Below are 16,034 nucleotides of genomic sequence, written 5' to 3'. Positions count from 1 at the left end.
GCGCACCACAATGGGGTTGTGGGGGTCGGAGGTTCAAATCCTCTCGCTCCGACCAGATTTTATTTACCTGCCTTTCAGATATACCCACTTCCTGTTTTTACCAAAATCTTCAAACCTCCGGTCAGATTTCAACTTTTTTACGCCCTGCCAGGGCATGAGCCAGGGTACCACCATCGACAAACTCAAGCTCACCACCCAGGGGAACACCGTGAGCAATCCGCGTGGCCGTCACACCGAGAGATTTCAGCTCTTCGGCAATATAGTGGGCAGTGGCTTCGCCTTCTACCGTAGGATTGGTGGCCAGAATAACCTCTTCCACCTGATTATCAGTCACCGTTTTCAGCAGGTGTTCAATACCAATATCTTCCGGCCCGATTCCATCAATAGGCGACAAATGCCCCATCAAGACAAAGTAACGCCCTGAAAACCCACCGGCCTGCTCAAAAGCCATAACATCCGAAGGATTCTCGACAATGCACAACAGTTTTTCATCTCTGCCGGGATTAGCACAGATCTGACAGACAGGCTCCTCCGTCAGGGTACGACAATGCCCGCAACGCCCAACCCCCTCGGCAGCCTGCCTGAGAGCAGCAGACAAGCGCACAGCCCCGTCTCGATCCCTCTCCAGCAGGTGCAATGCCATTCTCTGGGCCGAACGCGGCCCCACGCCTGGCAGACAACGCAATGAGTCCATCAATTCCCTGATCATGGGGCTGAACATAAACAAAACCTGATTAAAAATGATAACGCTACCCGACACCCATTATTTCCAGTAACCAGAGTGCCGGGCATAAAAAGCTTAGAATGGTAATTTCATACCGGCTGGAAGACCAAGTCCTGAGGTAAGCTCACCCATTTTTTCCTTGTTGTTTTCTTCTACTTTACGAACAGCATCATTAATAGCCGCAGCCACCAGATCTTCCAACATCTCCTTGTCCTCTGCAAAAAGACTTGGATCAATTTCCACCTTACGGACATCATAACGACCGGTCATGATCACCTTAACCAGCCCGGCACCGGCTTCGCCAGTGACTACTGCATTGGCCAACTCCTCCTGGAGTTTCTCCATATCTTCCTGCATTTTTTGGGCCTGCTTCATCAGATTGCCCATGCCACCTTTAAACATATTGACCTCTGCACAAAAAACACCCGGAAAGAATCACCGGACTTCACCGATAACCCCTCCCCGGCTTTCTACTTAATGATATTTCCTACTGGCTGAATCGAGTCATCCAGCACCGTGGCAGAAAAGGTCTCAACCAACCCCTTTACCCTGGCATCTGAATAGATACTCTCTCTCGCTTCCCGGAGGCGCTCGGAAATTTTCCGTTCACGCCAGGCTGCGGGAGTTTCATTAACAATACGACCAGTGTCAATTAACAGTTTAACGGACTGTTCAAAATAATCACACAACGCCTTTTCCATACGCTGACGATGAGTATCGTTGTAGAGCGTGCTGCGCTCTTCATCAAGTCGCAACCGTACAGTACCGTGCTCACTCTCGGCAAGCTCACAATGGGAACCAATGGTTCCGGTCACCCCGCCCAGGGGAAGGCCGCGGAAAACCTGGACCCAGGTTACCGCATCCATCTGCATGAATGGCACCCGGTCTTCTTTTGCAGGTAATTCCACCACCGCCCTGACCGGCGCTTCAGGTGCAACACTGCCGGGTTCAGCAGTTGCCTGCAGACTCAGAGACTGATCAGCCGGGTTATCCGCAACATTGACAGCTTCCGGATGATTGGCTCCGGAAGTCCAGTGTGCCTGCATATCATCCAGTGAAGGAGCCGTATCATGCTCATCATAAACTGGCGGCTCAGAGACATCCTGACCATAAGCGGACAGTGGTACGAGCTCCGAGGACGGCGGATTCCCTTTGCTGACCACAGCCTGAGCGGATATTTCCAACGATGTGGCCTTTGATGGCTCATCAGCAATTACCGGAGGCTCAAAGATTTCCCTGTGGCCACTGGTCTGGACTGGCGGGTTTTCACGCTCAACACTTTCACCAACAACCTCTGGAGCATCTGCTTGTTGAGTAACAGGCTCAGGCTCCGGATCAGAGGCACCTTCCTCATCGGAGGTGCTGTTGTGAGATGAAGAGCCTTTAGCTGATGAAGAGCCTTTAGCTGATGAAGAGCCTTTAGCTGATGAAGAGCCTTCAGCTGATGAAGAGCCTTCAGCTGATGAAGAGCCTTCAGCTGATGAAGATGTGATATTACTTGCCGGCAGCGCTGCAACCGTCGGCACATCGTGTCTTACACCAGAAATATCAAGCGGCCTCTCAGCCGCTGGCGCGCCATCGGGCCTGAATGCCAACATACGCAGCAAGGCCATTTCAAAGCCGCCACGGGGATCCGGAGCAAGGGGAAGATCTTTCTTGCCCACAAGGCCAATCTGGTAATAAAGCTGAACATCCTCGGCCGTCATTGATGATGCCAGCTCTATAACCTGTTCGCGATCGCCCTGACTGTTATCAACGGCATCGGGTACAGCCTGCGCAATAGCCACCCGGTGTAACAGGGACAGCATGTCATCCAGCACCGCCAGATAATCCGGTGAATGCTCCGCCAGAGAGGAAACAGATCCCAGAATATGAGCCGCGTTGGCCGTCGACAGGGCCATCACCATCTTCATCACCTGCCCCTGGTCGATGGTACCCAGCATCGCCCCTACTTCAGCTTCACTTACTCGACCATTGCCAAAAGCAATGGCCTGATCGGTCAAACTCAGGGCATCACGCATACTGCCATCAGCAGCACGGGCCAGTTGCCACAGGGCCGCCACATCACAGGGTATTTGCTCTTCGCCCAGGATATTTTCCAGATGACCGACAATTCGCTCCGGTGTCATATTCTTCAGGCTGAACTGAAGACAGCGGGATAAAATCGTCACCGGTAACTTATGCGGATCAGTGGTTGCCAGCAGGAATTTCACATGGGGAGGCGGCTCTTCCAGCGTTTTCAACAACGCGTTAAAACTGTGGGCCGAGAGCATGTGTACCTCATCGATCAGGTACACCTTATAGCGTCCACGGGTTGGTGCGTACTGGACATTATCCAACAGCTCCCGGGTATCCTCTACCTTGGTTCTGGAGGCGGCATCCACTTCAATCAGGTCAACAAACCGACCATCATCAATCTCTCTACAGGCTGAACACTGGCCACAGGGAGTCGAGCTGACACCCTGTTCACAATTCAGACACTTGGCAAAAATACGGGCAATGGTGGTCTTACCGACACCCCGGGTACCGGTAAACAGGTAGGCATGATGAAGACGATCCTGATCCAGGGCGTTTACCAGCGCCTGAAGAACATGAGACTGTCCTACCAGTTCTTTGAAAGAACGGGGTCGCCATTTGCGTGCAAGAACCTGATAGCTCATTGAGTAGCGTTAATACCTGATGACAGAATGAAAGAGTATCTATGCTAACCAAGAAGCCCGGGAATTGCACGATCCTGAAGCGTTTGGACTTTACATGGAAAAGAGTTTGGGAAAGAAAAAACGGAGAACCCGAAAAAATGGAGGCAAACCCTACCAGCCACACCCCGGCACATAATGTCACTACTACCGTTGCTCCCTTCCGGGCCTGGCGGGGTTCGTAGCTGATTATTGCGAGGGGACCGGCAAGGTCCACCATAGACACCGGAACATCGCGTCCCGATGCAGCGCATTCTCCATAAAACCCGACCTGGCGTCAACTGCCAGCGTATACAGGCCATCATTTTATTCAGAACCGGCCCGGTGTTTTTCACGATAGTGAGCCCTGTACCAGAGAAAACCACAGGAATATTGGCCAGCAAAATAGCCAGAGAGATCAACCACGGGGTGCGAAACCGTAGTGCCAGCATCAGTGAAAGCAGCTGGGTCTTATCACCGATTTCAGCGAGAAATACCACCAGCGTGGAAAGGGAAAACGTTTCCATAACAAGTATCAGGCAGCACTGAGTTGATAGCCAAAGGTTTTCTTTAACCGTGCAATATAGTCCTCATCACGGCATAAAGTCTTGCCCGGACTGTCTGACAGCTTGGCAACCGGCGCCCCATTCAGCTCCGTTAATTTCAGAACAATATTGGGCGCACTAAAGCCCATATCGTTAGTGAGATAGGTACCAATCCCAAAACTGACATTAATTTTTCCAGCAAACCATTGGTGAATGGCCAACGCCTTATCAAAATTCAACTTATCACTGAACACCAGGCTTTTGGTACGTGGATCAATACCCAGTCGGCGATAATGATCAATCGCCAATTCTCCCCAGACAAAAGGGTCACCAGAATCATGCCGCATACCCTGGTAAGCCCTGGCCAGCCCAACATCAAAGTCCTTCAGAAACGCGTCCATACTGATCGTATCAGTGAGTGCAATACCGAGCTGCCCCTTATATTCATCCAGCCATACCTTTAATGCATCTTTCTGGCTGGTCCGCAGGCTATTACCCAAAACCTGGTGGGATTGCAACCACTCATGAGCCATGGTTCCGATCGGTTTCAATCCAAGCGTTCTCGCCAGATTCAGGTTACTGGTACCCATAAAATTACCTGGCAACCGGTGCTTCAGGCTTTCCACTACATGGTAATGCCAGTCCCTTGAGAACCGTCGGCGTGTTCCAAAGTCGGCCAGGGTAAATCCACTATTATCTGGCAGCTGATTCAGCTTCTCATCAAGACGGTGCCGACCCTGGGCAATAACATCATCCTGATTTCCTGAGGCATAAAAGCTATGGCCATGAAGCTCACTGATAATCGACAGCAGAAAAATTTCAAAATGAGTAATTTCACTCCAGAGCCCCTCAACCACCAACGACAAGTGACCATTACTCTGCTCAACGGTAACGGCATGGGGGTCAAGCCGGAAATCCTCAAGATACTCGATAAAATCATCGGCAATGAATGGCAGGGTGGACAGCCATTCAAGCTCTTCGGGCCCCAGGCGCAGCTCACCCAGAAATTCACACTGCCTTTTCAGTTGTTTTTTCGATATGGCCAACGGGCTGTCAGTCCGGCAATAAAATTCCATGCGAGCCCAGGCATCTGGATAGCGATGCACCATTGACTGCTGCATGGTGTATTTATAAAGGTCTGTGTCGAGAAGGGTCGGTATAATCGGGCTATCCATACTTCTTTCCTTCAGGTAGCACTGGCATCACTGACCGTATCAGCAACGACCAGCTCGCTGGCACTTTCTATCAAAATAACCCCGGCGGCATTCAGTTCTGCAATAGCGTCAGTTATTGACGACTCAGCCAGCCCCCGGGAAGCGGCACGATTGACATACACCTGAAAACCAGCCCGATGCAGTTGCAATGCCGTGGTTTTTACACAGAAATCAAGCGCCAGACCACCAACCAATACGGTGGTAATGCCGTTGATCTGTAAAAATTCAATAACACCTGTACTCAGACTCTCTGCCAGGTCATGAAAACAGGCACCATAAGGATGAATATCGGTCTCTATGCCCTTCCAGACAAAATAATCATAATCGGTAACGTCGGGAAGCCCACTCACCAGCTCAAAACCTTTTGTCCCGGGTACCGCATGTCGATTCCAGCGCAGGTCAACATTTTTATGGCCGGTTACCGGTGCCAACTGCGGATGCTCTTTCCCGGCCACCCATACCGCATTGGCCGGATGAGCATCCTTGGAGCCCACACGAACACCAGCCAACCGAGCCTGGCGATTTAACTCAGAAGCGATTTGATGTCCATCCGGCACCGGTAACTCATCAGGACATAACGGGGTGAAACACTTCTGGGGATCCACATCAAAAGCGGCAATGGTCTCCCTCGACCCAATGGAATACATTATTTTTCACCGTGACAAAAGGAATCTGGTTCACTAACATAGTGAATTATGTTCCATAACCTGTCAACCAGAGCATTTTCAATAAGGACCCGGCAATGAGCCCTCCGCCGATTAAGCGCCATCAGCCAATAAAGAGCCATCAGCCAATAAAGAGCCTGAACACGGCACTTATCTCTGTCGATCTGGTTGCGTTTCAGCTCGGCGAAAACAACAGGCTGCAGGTACTTGCCCACCAGTCGCCGGAAAATACTCCCCCTCAACTCCCGGCGGGTAGAATAGAACCTGAGCGTGATCACTGTCTGGAAGACACCGCCAAACGACAACTGGGCAGGCTAACTGCAAACCCTGCCACTTATTTTGAGCAGGTAATTACTATTGGTGACAACCAACGAGACTCCAGAGGCTGGTCTTTAACTGTCGTTTACTACGTACTGCTTCGCCCGGGCAATGAGCAGTCATTACAAACCGGAGCGGTATGGATTGATATTGTGAATGGTCAACCTGCAATTACGCTGGCCTATGATCACAACCAACTGGTTATGGAAGCGATGGACAGACTGAAAAATAAAATACAGTACAGCGCGCTACCTGTTTATCTGCTGCCAACTGAGTTCACGTTATCAGATATCCAAAATGTCTTTTCAGTTATTCTCGACAAAGCACCGCCCATGCGCTCTATCCGTAACCGATTCCTTAACTGCGATCTTCTTGAGGATACTGGTAAAAAGCGCTATGGAAGCAACCGACCCGCTACGCTTTACCAGACAAACCGACAGTCGGAAACCTGGTTATTTGACAGACTCTATTTAACAACTAAAGTTTGAACCATTAATTGAAATCATTCGTCTTGTGACAATTCACAGGAATAATTAAATAGAAGATTAAAAAGGACAATTAAAAAGGATAATTAAAAAATGTTCTTTAATCGACAAGCAATAGGAATAACAATTTGAATTATCCTTCCAAATCAATTCAGCTAAAGTTTTCCTAGTGAATACATGTCGTATTTAAAATATAAGATTCAAATATCCACTGATACCAAGAGAGCAACATTCAGAGATGCATGTCAATACGCTTCAACCCGGTATAGCCACCAATACTGTCATCGTGCAACCAATTGCCAATTATCCATCATCGGTAAATCCAGCAACATGGCGGCACAGAGAAGTAGCACTCTCAGGCCATCCAGCAGAACAACACGTTAATTTCACAAAGGTGTCTCCCCCCCCCTCATCAGGCCGTTTATTACCCTGCACCACTACAAGTTGCAACACTGTCGAGGATATCTGCGCAAAGTGACACTTACCCCATTGCCGGTGCATCACCCCATCCGGAAATTACCGTCTTATTCCCCGCGCAAGAGTCAGGCCTGCACTTTAGCCAACCCACTGCTTATCCCACTTTTTCAGGCTTCTGGCCCGATCAGGTGAACCTGAATCCATACTACTGCCCTGAACAGGCAATTCCAGACACTCCCACTGAATTCCTGCCCCTGGACCCAATAGAATTAACATCTGAAAAAGAATCAGAAGTCCTGGAAATTTTGACACTCGTCATCAGTAATGGTGGAAAGATCCTGACGGCAACAATTGATGGTATTGCAAAAAATCCAAGGTTTGGTACTGCCATTATTCAACTGGGACGTTTTAATCTGAAGGCTGGTCTGCGCTGTTCATCACCATTGTCAAGCAACAGCCTGATCTCGTCACCAATACAGGGCAGGCTATGCTTTTCATCAAAAAAATGCCTTACTCAATACTTATACAGACAGCCTGTCGGCTGCTTTTATTCTAAATACCAGCAACGAGAGCCTGTCAGAAGAATCCCTTTATTCCTGAGATGTGATGAAGTGGAGTTATCATCATCTACTCAGCCGACGATATCTCACGACACCATCGAACCATTAGATGCAGAGCAGTTAATACCAAAAATCAGGGATCACCTGAAATCCCTGAATGAGAAAATCGTCAATGCCAGAATTGTATTCTTTGACGCCAAGCAGATTGGCGGAATAGCCTGTCATCAAGATCCGACATCTGGTTATCACACCTACTTTATGTTCAAGACACCTTCAGCGTATAAGTCAATTCCAGCATCCACACTTAAGAGATATTTTAACAATCTGAGAGCTACCATAACACATTCCATGAGTGACACTGAATTATCTGATTACGTTGCATCGTTGGGTGTAGACAGCTTTCTTAATCAAAATGTTCACAGAAAGGGAACTATACATATATTTTCTCACACGACCACTTTTTTAACAGGTGATTAAGCCGGGAGTAGTAATTCAGACAATGTTATTCATTGCATTCAATTTTAAAAACATGAAGTTGAAAAAAGAGCAAATCATCACAAAACATAATCGTTTGAGTTCTTGAACAGCGGGTTTTCAATAGATTTCAATAACAATCCCGGACTGATAAGACATCCCATTGCTTATCCATCTATCTAACGCACTTAATCAGGCAAAGAGACTTACAATGAACAACAATCCATATAAACCAACCTCCACTGCACAAGGGTACCTTCAGCACAGTGTGCCAGTGACACCACAACTGACTTCCCGTCAACGACAGCCTTCCTTTGCAGGAATGCCCAATTGGCAGGGTCGGGATATAAGGCATGCAGCTCATCTGGCACAGCTACTTCAGTCACCATACTTTCCAGGCCAACAGGGGCGATCGTTAATGCCTCATTTCAACCCCAACCTCACAGGTATTGACCGAGCTACCATTGCCGCTGTGCAACCACATATGAGACTAACCAGAAAGCCCGCACACGCCCATACCCCAGGACTTCACACCCCGGCACACCACAACTCTTCAGCAATAAGCCATGCCAATATTCCACCCAGGACTACGGAACATAACCCAGAGCAGGCAAAAAGAAGTTCCTCGCAGAGTTTTTATCAAAAATCCATTTCGAATAATCCCCGACCTTCACAACAAGATACTGAATATACTTCACACACATCACCCACCAATAGTGTCAGTGAATCAACCGAAGGTTCTGAAACATCCACAATAAAAGACGGTGAATTATTAGATGATGCATTCGTCAGCAGTTCAGTTGACAGCCATACCAGCCTGCAAACTGGTGCTCAAAGACAAACACTCACGGCCGATTTATTGCCGACAAGCCTTTCCCATGAAAATGATATGGGGATGTTTCCCTCTAACAACCCGCTGCTGGCAGCGGCTTTTCATTTATTGTCACCGCAAAATCAACACTACAAGCAGCCCTTGCTGCCTACTCCGGAACCTATATATCAGCAGCCCTATGGCTGGATGCCTTTCCAGAACATGCGGAGTTCAGAGGTAATACAATTTTTAAATCAATATCATAACCAACGGGTATGTGGAGAAATTATTTTTGTTACAGATTATAAATCCGGAGGACTTGGCTACGCTCATCTTTACCCACTGGACATCAAATTCCGTATTAAGTTTCCCGAAGCATTTCGAGCACTGACCAAAGAACAAATTATGAACATGGGGGTAGAAGGATATTTACTATTTAATCAGAGAAAATTAGGACAATATGTTAAACAACACAGTGAAGGAGCTTTTTACAACTCAAGCCTTCAGAAGGCGAAGCACGCGAGAGACATTCCCATCTGTTTACATGCTACTGCCTTGATTGATGATTTCAATAGAAGAATAACCCCGGAATCCCAACATATACTGACTCATATTCAATCACTTTTCGAACAGTCGGTAACCGCAGATATCATCGTATTTTTTGACAAGCATCAGGGAGGTATTGCCCGCCACTGTGATGAAACAACGGGCATCAGTACACGCTTTCTCTTCAGACTACCCAATCAACTGCTCAAAAATGTCCCGATAAAGGAACTGACCAACAAGTATACAAAATTGCAGGCTCAAATAAATCCAGTCGATGATGAAGCTCTAAAAAGCTATGTTTTAGGGGTAGGGTCTAAAACCTTTATCAGGGACCTGGCGATAAACAGAATAATACTGCGCTCAAGAGAGGTTACCTTGCTTCCAGCAGACGAGGGCTGACAGCAACAAGCTGCCAGCCGTACAAGGTAGATTAACGTTCAATCCTCCAGGTTGTGCCTTCTCTGCTGTCCTGAAGGATGACTCCCCGTGCAGCAAGCTCATCACGAATACGGTCCGCTTCTGCAAAGTCACGATTTCTTTTGGCATCGTTGCGTTGCTGGATCATTGTTTCAATGATGGCCTCATCTACATCCGCACCAGACTTCAGGAATGCTTCCGGGTTCCGCTGCAGAATACCAAGAACCCCCCCAAGTTTAACCAGCAGCGCGGCCAGTGGCAGCGCTGCAGATTCATCCTGGCTGCGAACAGTATTGAGGTGACGTACCAGCTCAAACAATACGGCAAGCCCTTCTGCGGTATTGAAGTCATCGTCCATAACCTTGAAGAAACGCTGCTCAAACTCATTATTTTCCGGTGCAGACACACCTTCGAGATCAAGTCCCTTCAGTGCAGTATAAAGACGCTCAAGGCGCACACCCGCTTCTTTCAGACTCTCTTCCGAATAATTAATCGGACTCCGGTAGTGGCTGGAGATCATAAAGTAGCGAACCACTTCTTCATCGTACTTATCCAGCACTTCACGAATGGTGAAGAAGTTGCCAAGGCTCTTGGACATTTTCACATTATCGATACGGATAGCACCGGAATGCATCCAGGTGTTCACAAACCTGGCACCGTTACACGCTTCGCTCTGGGCAATCTCATTCTCATGATGGGGGAATTTCAGGTCAGAACCGCCCCCATGAATATCAAAGGTATCACCCAGACAGCATTTACCCATAACAGAGCACTCAATATGCCAGCCGGGACGACCTTCACCCCAGGGCGACGACCAGCTGGGCTCACCCGGTTTGGCTGCCTTCCACAAAACGAAATCCAGCGGATCTTCTTTTTGCTCTTCCACCTCAATTCGGGCACCCGCTTCCAGCTCCTCAATAATTTTGCCGGAAAGCTTGCCATAATCCGCAAACTTATGAACACGGTAATAAACATCGCCATTACCCGGTGCGTAGGCAAATCCCTTATCGATCAGCTGCTCAATCATTTCAACCATGCCGGGCACAAATTCGGTTGCCTTTGGCTCATGGTTCGGTGGCAGGTTACCCAATCGCTGGAAGTCTTCCTGCATGGCGGCGATCATACGACCGGTGAGGGCCATGAAATCCTCACCGTTTTCTGCCGCCCGACGAATTATCTTGTCATCGACATCGGTGATATTGCGAACATAAGTCAGGTCATAACCACGGGCACGCAGATAACGAGCCACCACATCGAAAGCCGTTACCGTACGGGCATGGCCAATATGACAATAATCGTAGACCGTCATACCACAGACATACATACGCACATGGTTGCCATCCAGCGGGGTAAAAGGCTCTTTCTTACGGGTCAGGCTGTTATAAATCTGCAGCACTTTATCGGTATCCTTTCTGTGATTGTCAATCAAGATCCATTCAGGCTTTATTGGCCCAGGTATCTTTCAAGCCGATGGTCAGGTTAAACACCGGATGCTCTGGCGAATGATCACAGCGGTCGGCCACAAAGTAACCTTCCCGCTCAAACTGGAAGGATTGTTCCGGGGCCGCATTCACCAGCGATGGCTCAACCCATGCCTGTGTTACTGTCAATGACTCAGGATTCACATGACTCAAAAAGTCCGCTTCACCACGATCCGGTGCCGGATGGCTGAACAGACGATCATAAATTCTCAATTCAGCCTGTTTACCGTGGGTCGCCGAAACCCAGTGAATAACACCCCGTGGGCGAATCCCTTCCGGTGGATCTTCACCCACGGTACCTGGCACATAGGAAGCATGTACCTCAATAATATGGCCACTCTCATCACGGATCACTGCTTCTGCCTTAATGACATAGGCACTTCTGAGACGGACATAGTCCCCAATCACCAGACGCTTGAATTTCTTGCGGGATAACGTGGTATCTTCAGTGAAATCTTCCTGATCGATATAGATTTCACGGGTAAATGGCAGGGTTCTCTGACCAAGCTCCGGACGGTTTGGATGTGCTGCCGCCGCCATCTCCTGCACCTCGCCTTCTGGCAGGTTTTGGATCACCAGTTTAAGCGGAGACAGAACCGCCATGGCACGGGCGGCATTGGTGTTCAGGTCATCACGGATGGCATGCTCCAGCATGGACACATCAGCGGTACCATCGGATCGACTGACACCCACCATCTCGGAAAAACGACGAATTGAATTCGGGGTGTAACCACGACGGCGCATGCCGGAGATGGTTGGCATACGGGGATCATCCCACCCGTTCACCACACCTTCATCCACCAGCTTCTTCAACTTGCGCTTGGAAGTCACCGTGTAATTCAGGTTGGTACGAGCGAACTCATACTGCCGGGGTCTGGCCGGAACGGGCAGATTGTCCAGGAACCATTCATAGAGAGGACGATGATCCTGGAACTCCAGGGTGCAGATAGAATGAGTAATATGCTCAATGGCATCTTCCTGACCATGGGCAAAGTCATAGCTGGGGTAAATACACCACTTATCTCCTGTCTGATGGTGAGGCACCTTGCGAATTCGATAGAGAACCGGGTCCCGCATATTCATATTGGGACTCTGCATATCGATTTTAGCCCGCAGGGAAGCCTTGCCTTCCTCATATTCACCGGCCCGCATTTTTTCAAATTCCGCCAGGTTCTGGTCGACAGATTTGTTTCTGTCAGGGCTCTCAATACCGGGCTTATTAAAATCCCCCCGGTTAATGCGCATGGATTCAGCGTCCTGATGATCAACATAGGCCTTGCCTGCACGAATCAGGTGCAGGGCCCAATCATAAAACCGGTCAAAATAACTGGAGGCATAACGAACCTCGCCGGACCACTGGAAGCCCAGCCAGCGGATATCTTCCTGAATGGCATCCACATAGACCTGCTCTTCTTTTTCCGGATTGGTATCGTCAAAACGGAGATTACACTCACCCTGGTACTTTTCTGCCAGACCAAAGTTCAGGCAGATAGAGGTGGCATGGCCAACATGGAGAAAACCGTTCGGTTCTGGGGGAAAACGGGTATGAATACGACTGACCCGGCCTTCTGCCAGGTCTTTTTCAATAATCTGTTCCAGAAAATTTCTGGCTTTTTCGGTAGCAGTCATTGTCACTGATGCATCTATGAGAGGTTACTGGCGAATACGGTTTATACACCTTCGCCATAATCGGCTGAGACTACCATATCTGCAAATTCTGGAAAATAACTCATTGCCCTGCAGATAAAATTTACAGCATAGATTCGGTTTTTACAGACAGATAGGCTATCAGGCAATAATAGATCGTATTGAATATCAGGGTTCGGACCCTGCTTTAACGAATAGGTTTATCGAATAGGTTTTACACTGGTACGAGAAACACCTAGAATCCCTGGTTCCCCTGACTCTCCCAGAGTCCGTGGACGTTGTTTAACACGTTGTTTAACACGTTATTTAAAAAAATGGTGCCCCACATGATGGTCGTATTACACACCAATTTCGGTGATATCAAACTGGATCTGGATGCTGAAAAAGCACCAAAAACCGTTACCAATTTCCTTGAATATATGAAAAGTGGCCATTTTGATGGCACCATTTTCCACCGTGTCATCGATGGTTTTATGATTCAGGGTGGCGGCTTCGAGCCAGGCATGGTGCAAAAGTCAACAAAGATGCCTATCGAAAATGAGGCCGATAACGGTCTGAAGAATGAAACCGGCACTATTGCCATGGCCAGAACCATGGATCCGCATTCTGCCTCTGCCCAGTTCTTTATCAATGTTAAAGACAACCACTTCCTCAACCACAGCGCAAAAACCAGTGATGGCTGGGGTTACTGCGTATTCGGTAAAGTGGTTGAAGGCATGGATATCGTCAACAAGATCAAAGGCGTTAAAACAACTTTCCGTGCTGGCCACCAGGATGTCCCGGTAGATGACGTCGTTATTGAGTCCGCTGAAATCCTTGAACCAGCTGAAGCGCTTGAGACAACGGAAACCGCCTGATGAAGGCGCTGTTTATTTCAGACCTTCACCTGACACCAGAATGCCCGGCTGTTGCCCGGGCATTCTGTCATTATCTGGCCGATCGGGCCCCCCAGGCTGATGCCCTTTATATTCTGGGTGACTTCTTTGAGTACTGGGTTGGGGACGATGCCATGGATGACTTTCAGCATGATATTGCAAAGCGGCTCAGACAGTATACCAACAGCGGCAAGACCCTGTACCTGATGCCCGGCAACCGGGATTTCGCCATCGGGAAAAGCTTCCTGCAAGCAACCGGCGCACAGTGGCTGAAAGACCCGACACTGATAACCATTAATAACCAGAAAATCCTGCTGATGCACGGTGACTCACTATGCACTGAAGACAAGCAGTATCAACGTTACCGAAAAATTATCCGCAACCCCCTGGTTATGGCCCTGCTGCGCATGACCCCCTTGTCTTACCGCAAAAACCTGGGCCGTAAAATCCGGCAAAACAGCAAAGCGGCCAAAATCGGAAAAACGCTGGATATTATGGATGTTACACTCTCCGAAGTTGTTGATACGATGGAGAGATATCAGGTAGACACCTTGATCCACGGCCATACACACCGCCCGGACATCCATGAAGTTGCCCTGAAATATGGGGTCGGCAAACGCTATGTACTGGGTGACTGGACTGATAAAGGCTGGGAGATTCAGCTGGACAGCAGTGGCATAACATTGGACGCATTCCCGATTAAACATCCATGATCCGTGAGTATGTAGCTATCCACATGTAAAGCCTGACAGAGCCAACAAATCCAAAGGCACATGAACAAATGACAGTCATAATTTTTCAACAATTGAACTAATTATCTGCTGATATTGTCTGAAGGGATGAAATTATTCTAAAGACAATTAAGTGGATTTAACTATGATCTCTTGTTACGTCAGGTGCACTCCCGAGTCATCACAACAAATCAATTCACAGGAGTCTCGCCCTTCACTCTCAAAGACTGAAAAGGCCATTAAATATGGTATTTATGGCACTTTTGCGCTTGGTTTAGGCATGGTGACTGTCATGGCCATCGATGAAGTACAATCTCATTTTAATCAACCTGTCAGAGATTTTTATTGTTTTTCTAACATAACAACTGCAACGACATTTAACGCAAAAAATAAATTCTCAAGACTACTTTCGGAAGGACAGTATGGATCCTTATTTACCAGGGCAGTGATAACAGGATCGATCATAGTTGTTTCCAATATTCTTTATAATCTGGGTGAAAGATTGTTCGATTCCCGATTTCCTTTCTCTGATACTGTAAACCAGCCTGCGCACCGTCCATCCGCTGAGGAACTTACTAACATCAACTAGCGAAAAATCAGGGGACACCACTGTGAAATCGGAAAACCGGGTCAGATGATTCAATGGCATCTTGCTCGATCTGGCCAAATACCGCCACCCGATCAGCAACCGATGCCCCATTAATCGCCTCTGCCAATGTCAGATAATCCTGAAAATGCCGACTTTCCGACTTCAATAATGACTGATAAAACTTCTTCAATTCATCATCCAGCCAGGGAGCAAGCGCAGCAAAACGTTCACAGGACCGGGCTTCAATAAAAGCCCCCATCACCAGGATATCTACCAGCCTGAATGGTTCCGAGGTTCTGATGGCAGTACTTAACTGACCCGCATAGCGACCTGCTCCCAGGTATACATAGGGAATATCCCTGCGGGCCATAATGGCCAGAACCTGCTCATAATGACGCAACTCTTCACGGGCCAGTCTGGACATTTTATTCAGCAGGCTTGACTGATGCTCCATTCCGGGTTGCAGCCCATTTTTTTCTTCATCTGAGTGGCGCTTACCTGGGAACTGACCGGTGCGGTAACGGCTCATGATCGCCATCGCTGACTGGGCAGCCTTCAGTTCACTATCGGTTTGTTTAGGTAGTTTACTATTTTTACGGCTACCCACAAATCCATTACGGTATCTGCTTATTATCGCCATAGCCGAACTTGCAGCTTTCAATTCATTATTCGCATGATCCACCAGAATAACTGCAAGATTTTCTGGCTTGCGCGCTTCGTCAATCCAGGCCTCAGGGGTTGGACAGGGTAAAAATTCAAGAATGGGAGAAATATCGGTCATAACTGGCTCACCTGACTGAGCCAGCATGGTAACACGATCAACTCACGGGTAGGAGAGCGTTAAAGTGAGGTACCAATGC

Annotated in this window: 13 protein-coding genes, 1 other RNA gene and 1 pseudogene; 5 read left to right on the top strand and 10 right to left on the bottom strand. The window is 48.3% G+C overall.

The window, feature by feature from the left end; translation table 11 throughout:
- Positions 1–121: 121 nt before the first annotated feature.
- The 7 genes and pseudogenes from recR to KDK13_RS16950 all read right to left on the bottom strand — a co-directional run bounded on the left by recR (position 122) and on the right by KDK13_RS16950 (position 5,805).
- Complete coding sequence (gene recR, locus KDK13_RS16980; RefSeq protein WP_257286170.1) at positions 122–721, bottom strand: recombination mediator RecR; 600 nt, start codon at positions 719–721, stop codon at positions 122–124.
- A gap of 78 nt (positions 722–799) precedes the next feature.
- Complete coding sequence (locus KDK13_RS16975; protein WP_257286169.1) at positions 800–1,126, bottom strand: YbaB/EbfC family nucleoid-associated protein; 327 nt, start codon at positions 1,124–1,126, stop codon at positions 800–802.
- A gap of 68 nt (positions 1,127–1,194) precedes the next feature.
- Complete coding sequence (gene dnaX / locus KDK13_RS16970; RefSeq protein ID WP_257286168.1) at positions 1,195–3,384, bottom strand: DNA polymerase III subunit gamma/tau; 2,190 nt, start codon at positions 3,382–3,384, stop codon at positions 1,195–1,197.
- Between the two features lie 148 nt (positions 3,385–3,532).
- Positions 3,533–3,629, bottom strand: an RNA gene (ffs, locus tag KDK13_RS16965) — signal recognition particle sRNA small type.
- Between the two features lie 165 nt (positions 3,630–3,794).
- Positions 3,795–3,926, bottom strand: a pseudogene (locus KDK13_RS16960) (TMEM165/GDT1 family protein); the annotation flags it as partial.
- Positions 3,927–3,934: 8 nt separating this feature from the next.
- Entirely contained in the window at positions 3,935–5,119 is a 1,185-nt protein-coding gene (gene pncB, locus KDK13_RS16955) for a nicotinate phosphoribosyltransferase (protein ID WP_257286167.1), read from the bottom strand.
- 11 nt (positions 5,120–5,130) lie between these two features.
- A complete protein-coding gene (locus KDK13_RS16950; protein ID WP_257286166.1) occupies positions 5,131–5,805 on the bottom strand; it encodes an isochorismatase family protein in 675 nt (224 codons plus the stop codon).
- Positions 5,806–5,900: 95 nt separating this feature from the next.
- Between KDK13_RS16950 and KDK13_RS16945 the strand changes: the two genes are divergently transcribed.
- The 3 genes from KDK13_RS16945 (at position 5,901) to KDK13_RS16935 (ending at position 9,833) form a co-directional block, all read left to right on the top strand.
- Entirely contained in the window at positions 5,901–6,629 is a 729-nt protein-coding gene (locus tag KDK13_RS16945) for an NUDIX hydrolase (RefSeq protein ID WP_257286165.1), read from the top strand.
- Between the two features lie 602 nt (positions 6,630–7,231).
- Complete coding sequence (locus KDK13_RS16940; protein ID WP_257286164.1) at positions 7,232–8,080, top strand: hypothetical protein; 849 nt, start codon at positions 7,232–7,234, stop codon at positions 8,078–8,080.
- Between the two features lie 208 nt (positions 8,081–8,288).
- A complete protein-coding gene (locus tag KDK13_RS16935; RefSeq protein ID WP_257286163.1) occupies positions 8,289–9,833 on the top strand; it encodes a hypothetical protein in 1,545 nt (514 codons plus the stop codon).
- Positions 9,834–9,864: 31 nt separating this feature from the next.
- Here KDK13_RS16935 and cysS read toward each other — a convergent pair whose 3' ends face one another.
- On the bottom strand, positions 9,865–11,244 hold the full coding sequence (cysS, locus tag KDK13_RS16930; RefSeq protein ID WP_257286173.1) for a cysteine--tRNA ligase: 1,380 nt from the start codon (positions 11,242–11,244) through the stop codon (positions 9,865–9,867).
- Positions 11,245–11,287: 43 nt separating this feature from the next.
- On the bottom strand, positions 11,288–12,961 hold the full coding sequence (locus KDK13_RS16925; RefSeq protein ID WP_257286162.1) for a glutamine--tRNA ligase/YqeY domain fusion protein: 1,674 nt from the start codon (positions 12,959–12,961) through the stop codon (positions 11,288–11,290).
- A gap of 347 nt (positions 12,962–13,308) precedes the next feature.
- Between KDK13_RS16925 and KDK13_RS16920 the strand changes: the two genes are divergently transcribed.
- Positions 13,309–13,836 carry a peptidylprolyl isomerase gene (locus KDK13_RS16920; RefSeq protein WP_257286172.1) on the top strand — a complete coding sequence of 176 codons (528 nt, stop codon included), beginning with the start codon at positions 13,309–13,311 and terminating at the stop codon, positions 13,834–13,836.
- The gene (locus KDK13_RS16915) at positions 13,836–14,567 is read left to right on the top strand and encodes a UDP-2,3-diacylglucosamine diphosphatase (RefSeq protein WP_257286161.1); all 732 of its coding nucleotides are present in this window, start codon (positions 13,836–13,838) and stop codon (positions 14,565–14,567) included. The genes KDK13_RS16920 and KDK13_RS16915 overlap by 1 nt, the downstream gene beginning before the upstream one ends.
- A 614-nt stretch (positions 14,568–15,181) precedes the next feature.
- Here KDK13_RS16915 and KDK13_RS16910 read toward each other — a convergent pair.
- Positions 15,182–15,955, bottom strand: a complete 774-nt coding sequence (locus KDK13_RS16910) for a tRNA-(ms[2]io[6]A)-hydroxylase (protein ID WP_257286160.1) — start codon at positions 15,953–15,955, stop codon at positions 15,182–15,184.
- Positions 15,956–16,034 lie beyond the last annotated feature (79 nt).

The organism is Endozoicomonas sp. SESOKO1, from assembly GCF_024606265.1.
Classification (GTDB): domain Bacteria; phylum Pseudomonadota; class Gammaproteobacteria; order Pseudomonadales; family Endozoicomonadaceae; genus Endozoicomonas.
The sequence above is the reverse complement of the archived record's forward strand: the minus strand, read 5'-3'. Positions and strand labels throughout refer to the sequence as shown.

Bases quoted from the DNA above. Each gene is read 5' to 3' on its own strand.
- recR (WP_257286170.1), bottom strand. From the start codon at position 721: ATGTTCAGCCCCATGATCAGGGAATTGATGGACTCATTGCGTTGTCTG.
- KDK13_RS16975 (WP_257286169.1), bottom strand. From the start codon at position 1,126: ATGTTTAAAGGTGGCATGGGCAATCTGATGAAGCAGGCCCAAAAAATG.
- dnaX (WP_257286168.1), bottom strand. From the start codon at position 3,384: ATGAGCTATCAGGTTCTTGCACGCAAATGGCGACCCCGTTCTTTCAAA.
- pncB (WP_257286167.1), bottom strand. From the start codon at position 5,119: ATGGATAGCCCGATTATACCGACCCTTCTCGACACAGACCTTTATAAA.
- KDK13_RS16950 (WP_257286166.1), bottom strand. From the start codon at position 5,805: ATGTATTCCATTGGGTCGAGGGAGACCATTGCCGCTTTTGATGTGGAT.
- KDK13_RS16945 (WP_257286165.1), top strand. From the start codon at position 5,901: ATGAGCCCTCCGCCGATTAAGCGCCATCAGCCAATAAAGAGCCATCAG.
- KDK13_RS16935 (WP_257286163.1), top strand. From the start codon at position 8,289: ATGAACAACAATCCATATAAACCAACCTCCACTGCACAAGGGTACCTT.
- KDK13_RS16925 (WP_257286162.1), bottom strand. From the start codon at position 12,961: ATGACTGCTACCGAAAAAGCCAGAAATTTTCTGGAACAGATTATTGAA.
- KDK13_RS16920 (WP_257286172.1), top strand. From the start codon at position 13,309: ATGGTCGTATTACACACCAATTTCGGTGATATCAAACTGGATCTGGAT.
- KDK13_RS16915 (WP_257286161.1), top strand. From the start codon at position 13,836: ATGAAGGCGCTGTTTATTTCAGACCTTCACCTGACACCAGAATGCCCG.
- KDK13_RS16910 (WP_257286160.1), bottom strand. From the start codon at position 15,955: ATGACCGATATTTCTCCCATTCTTGAATTTTTACCCTGTCCAACCCCT.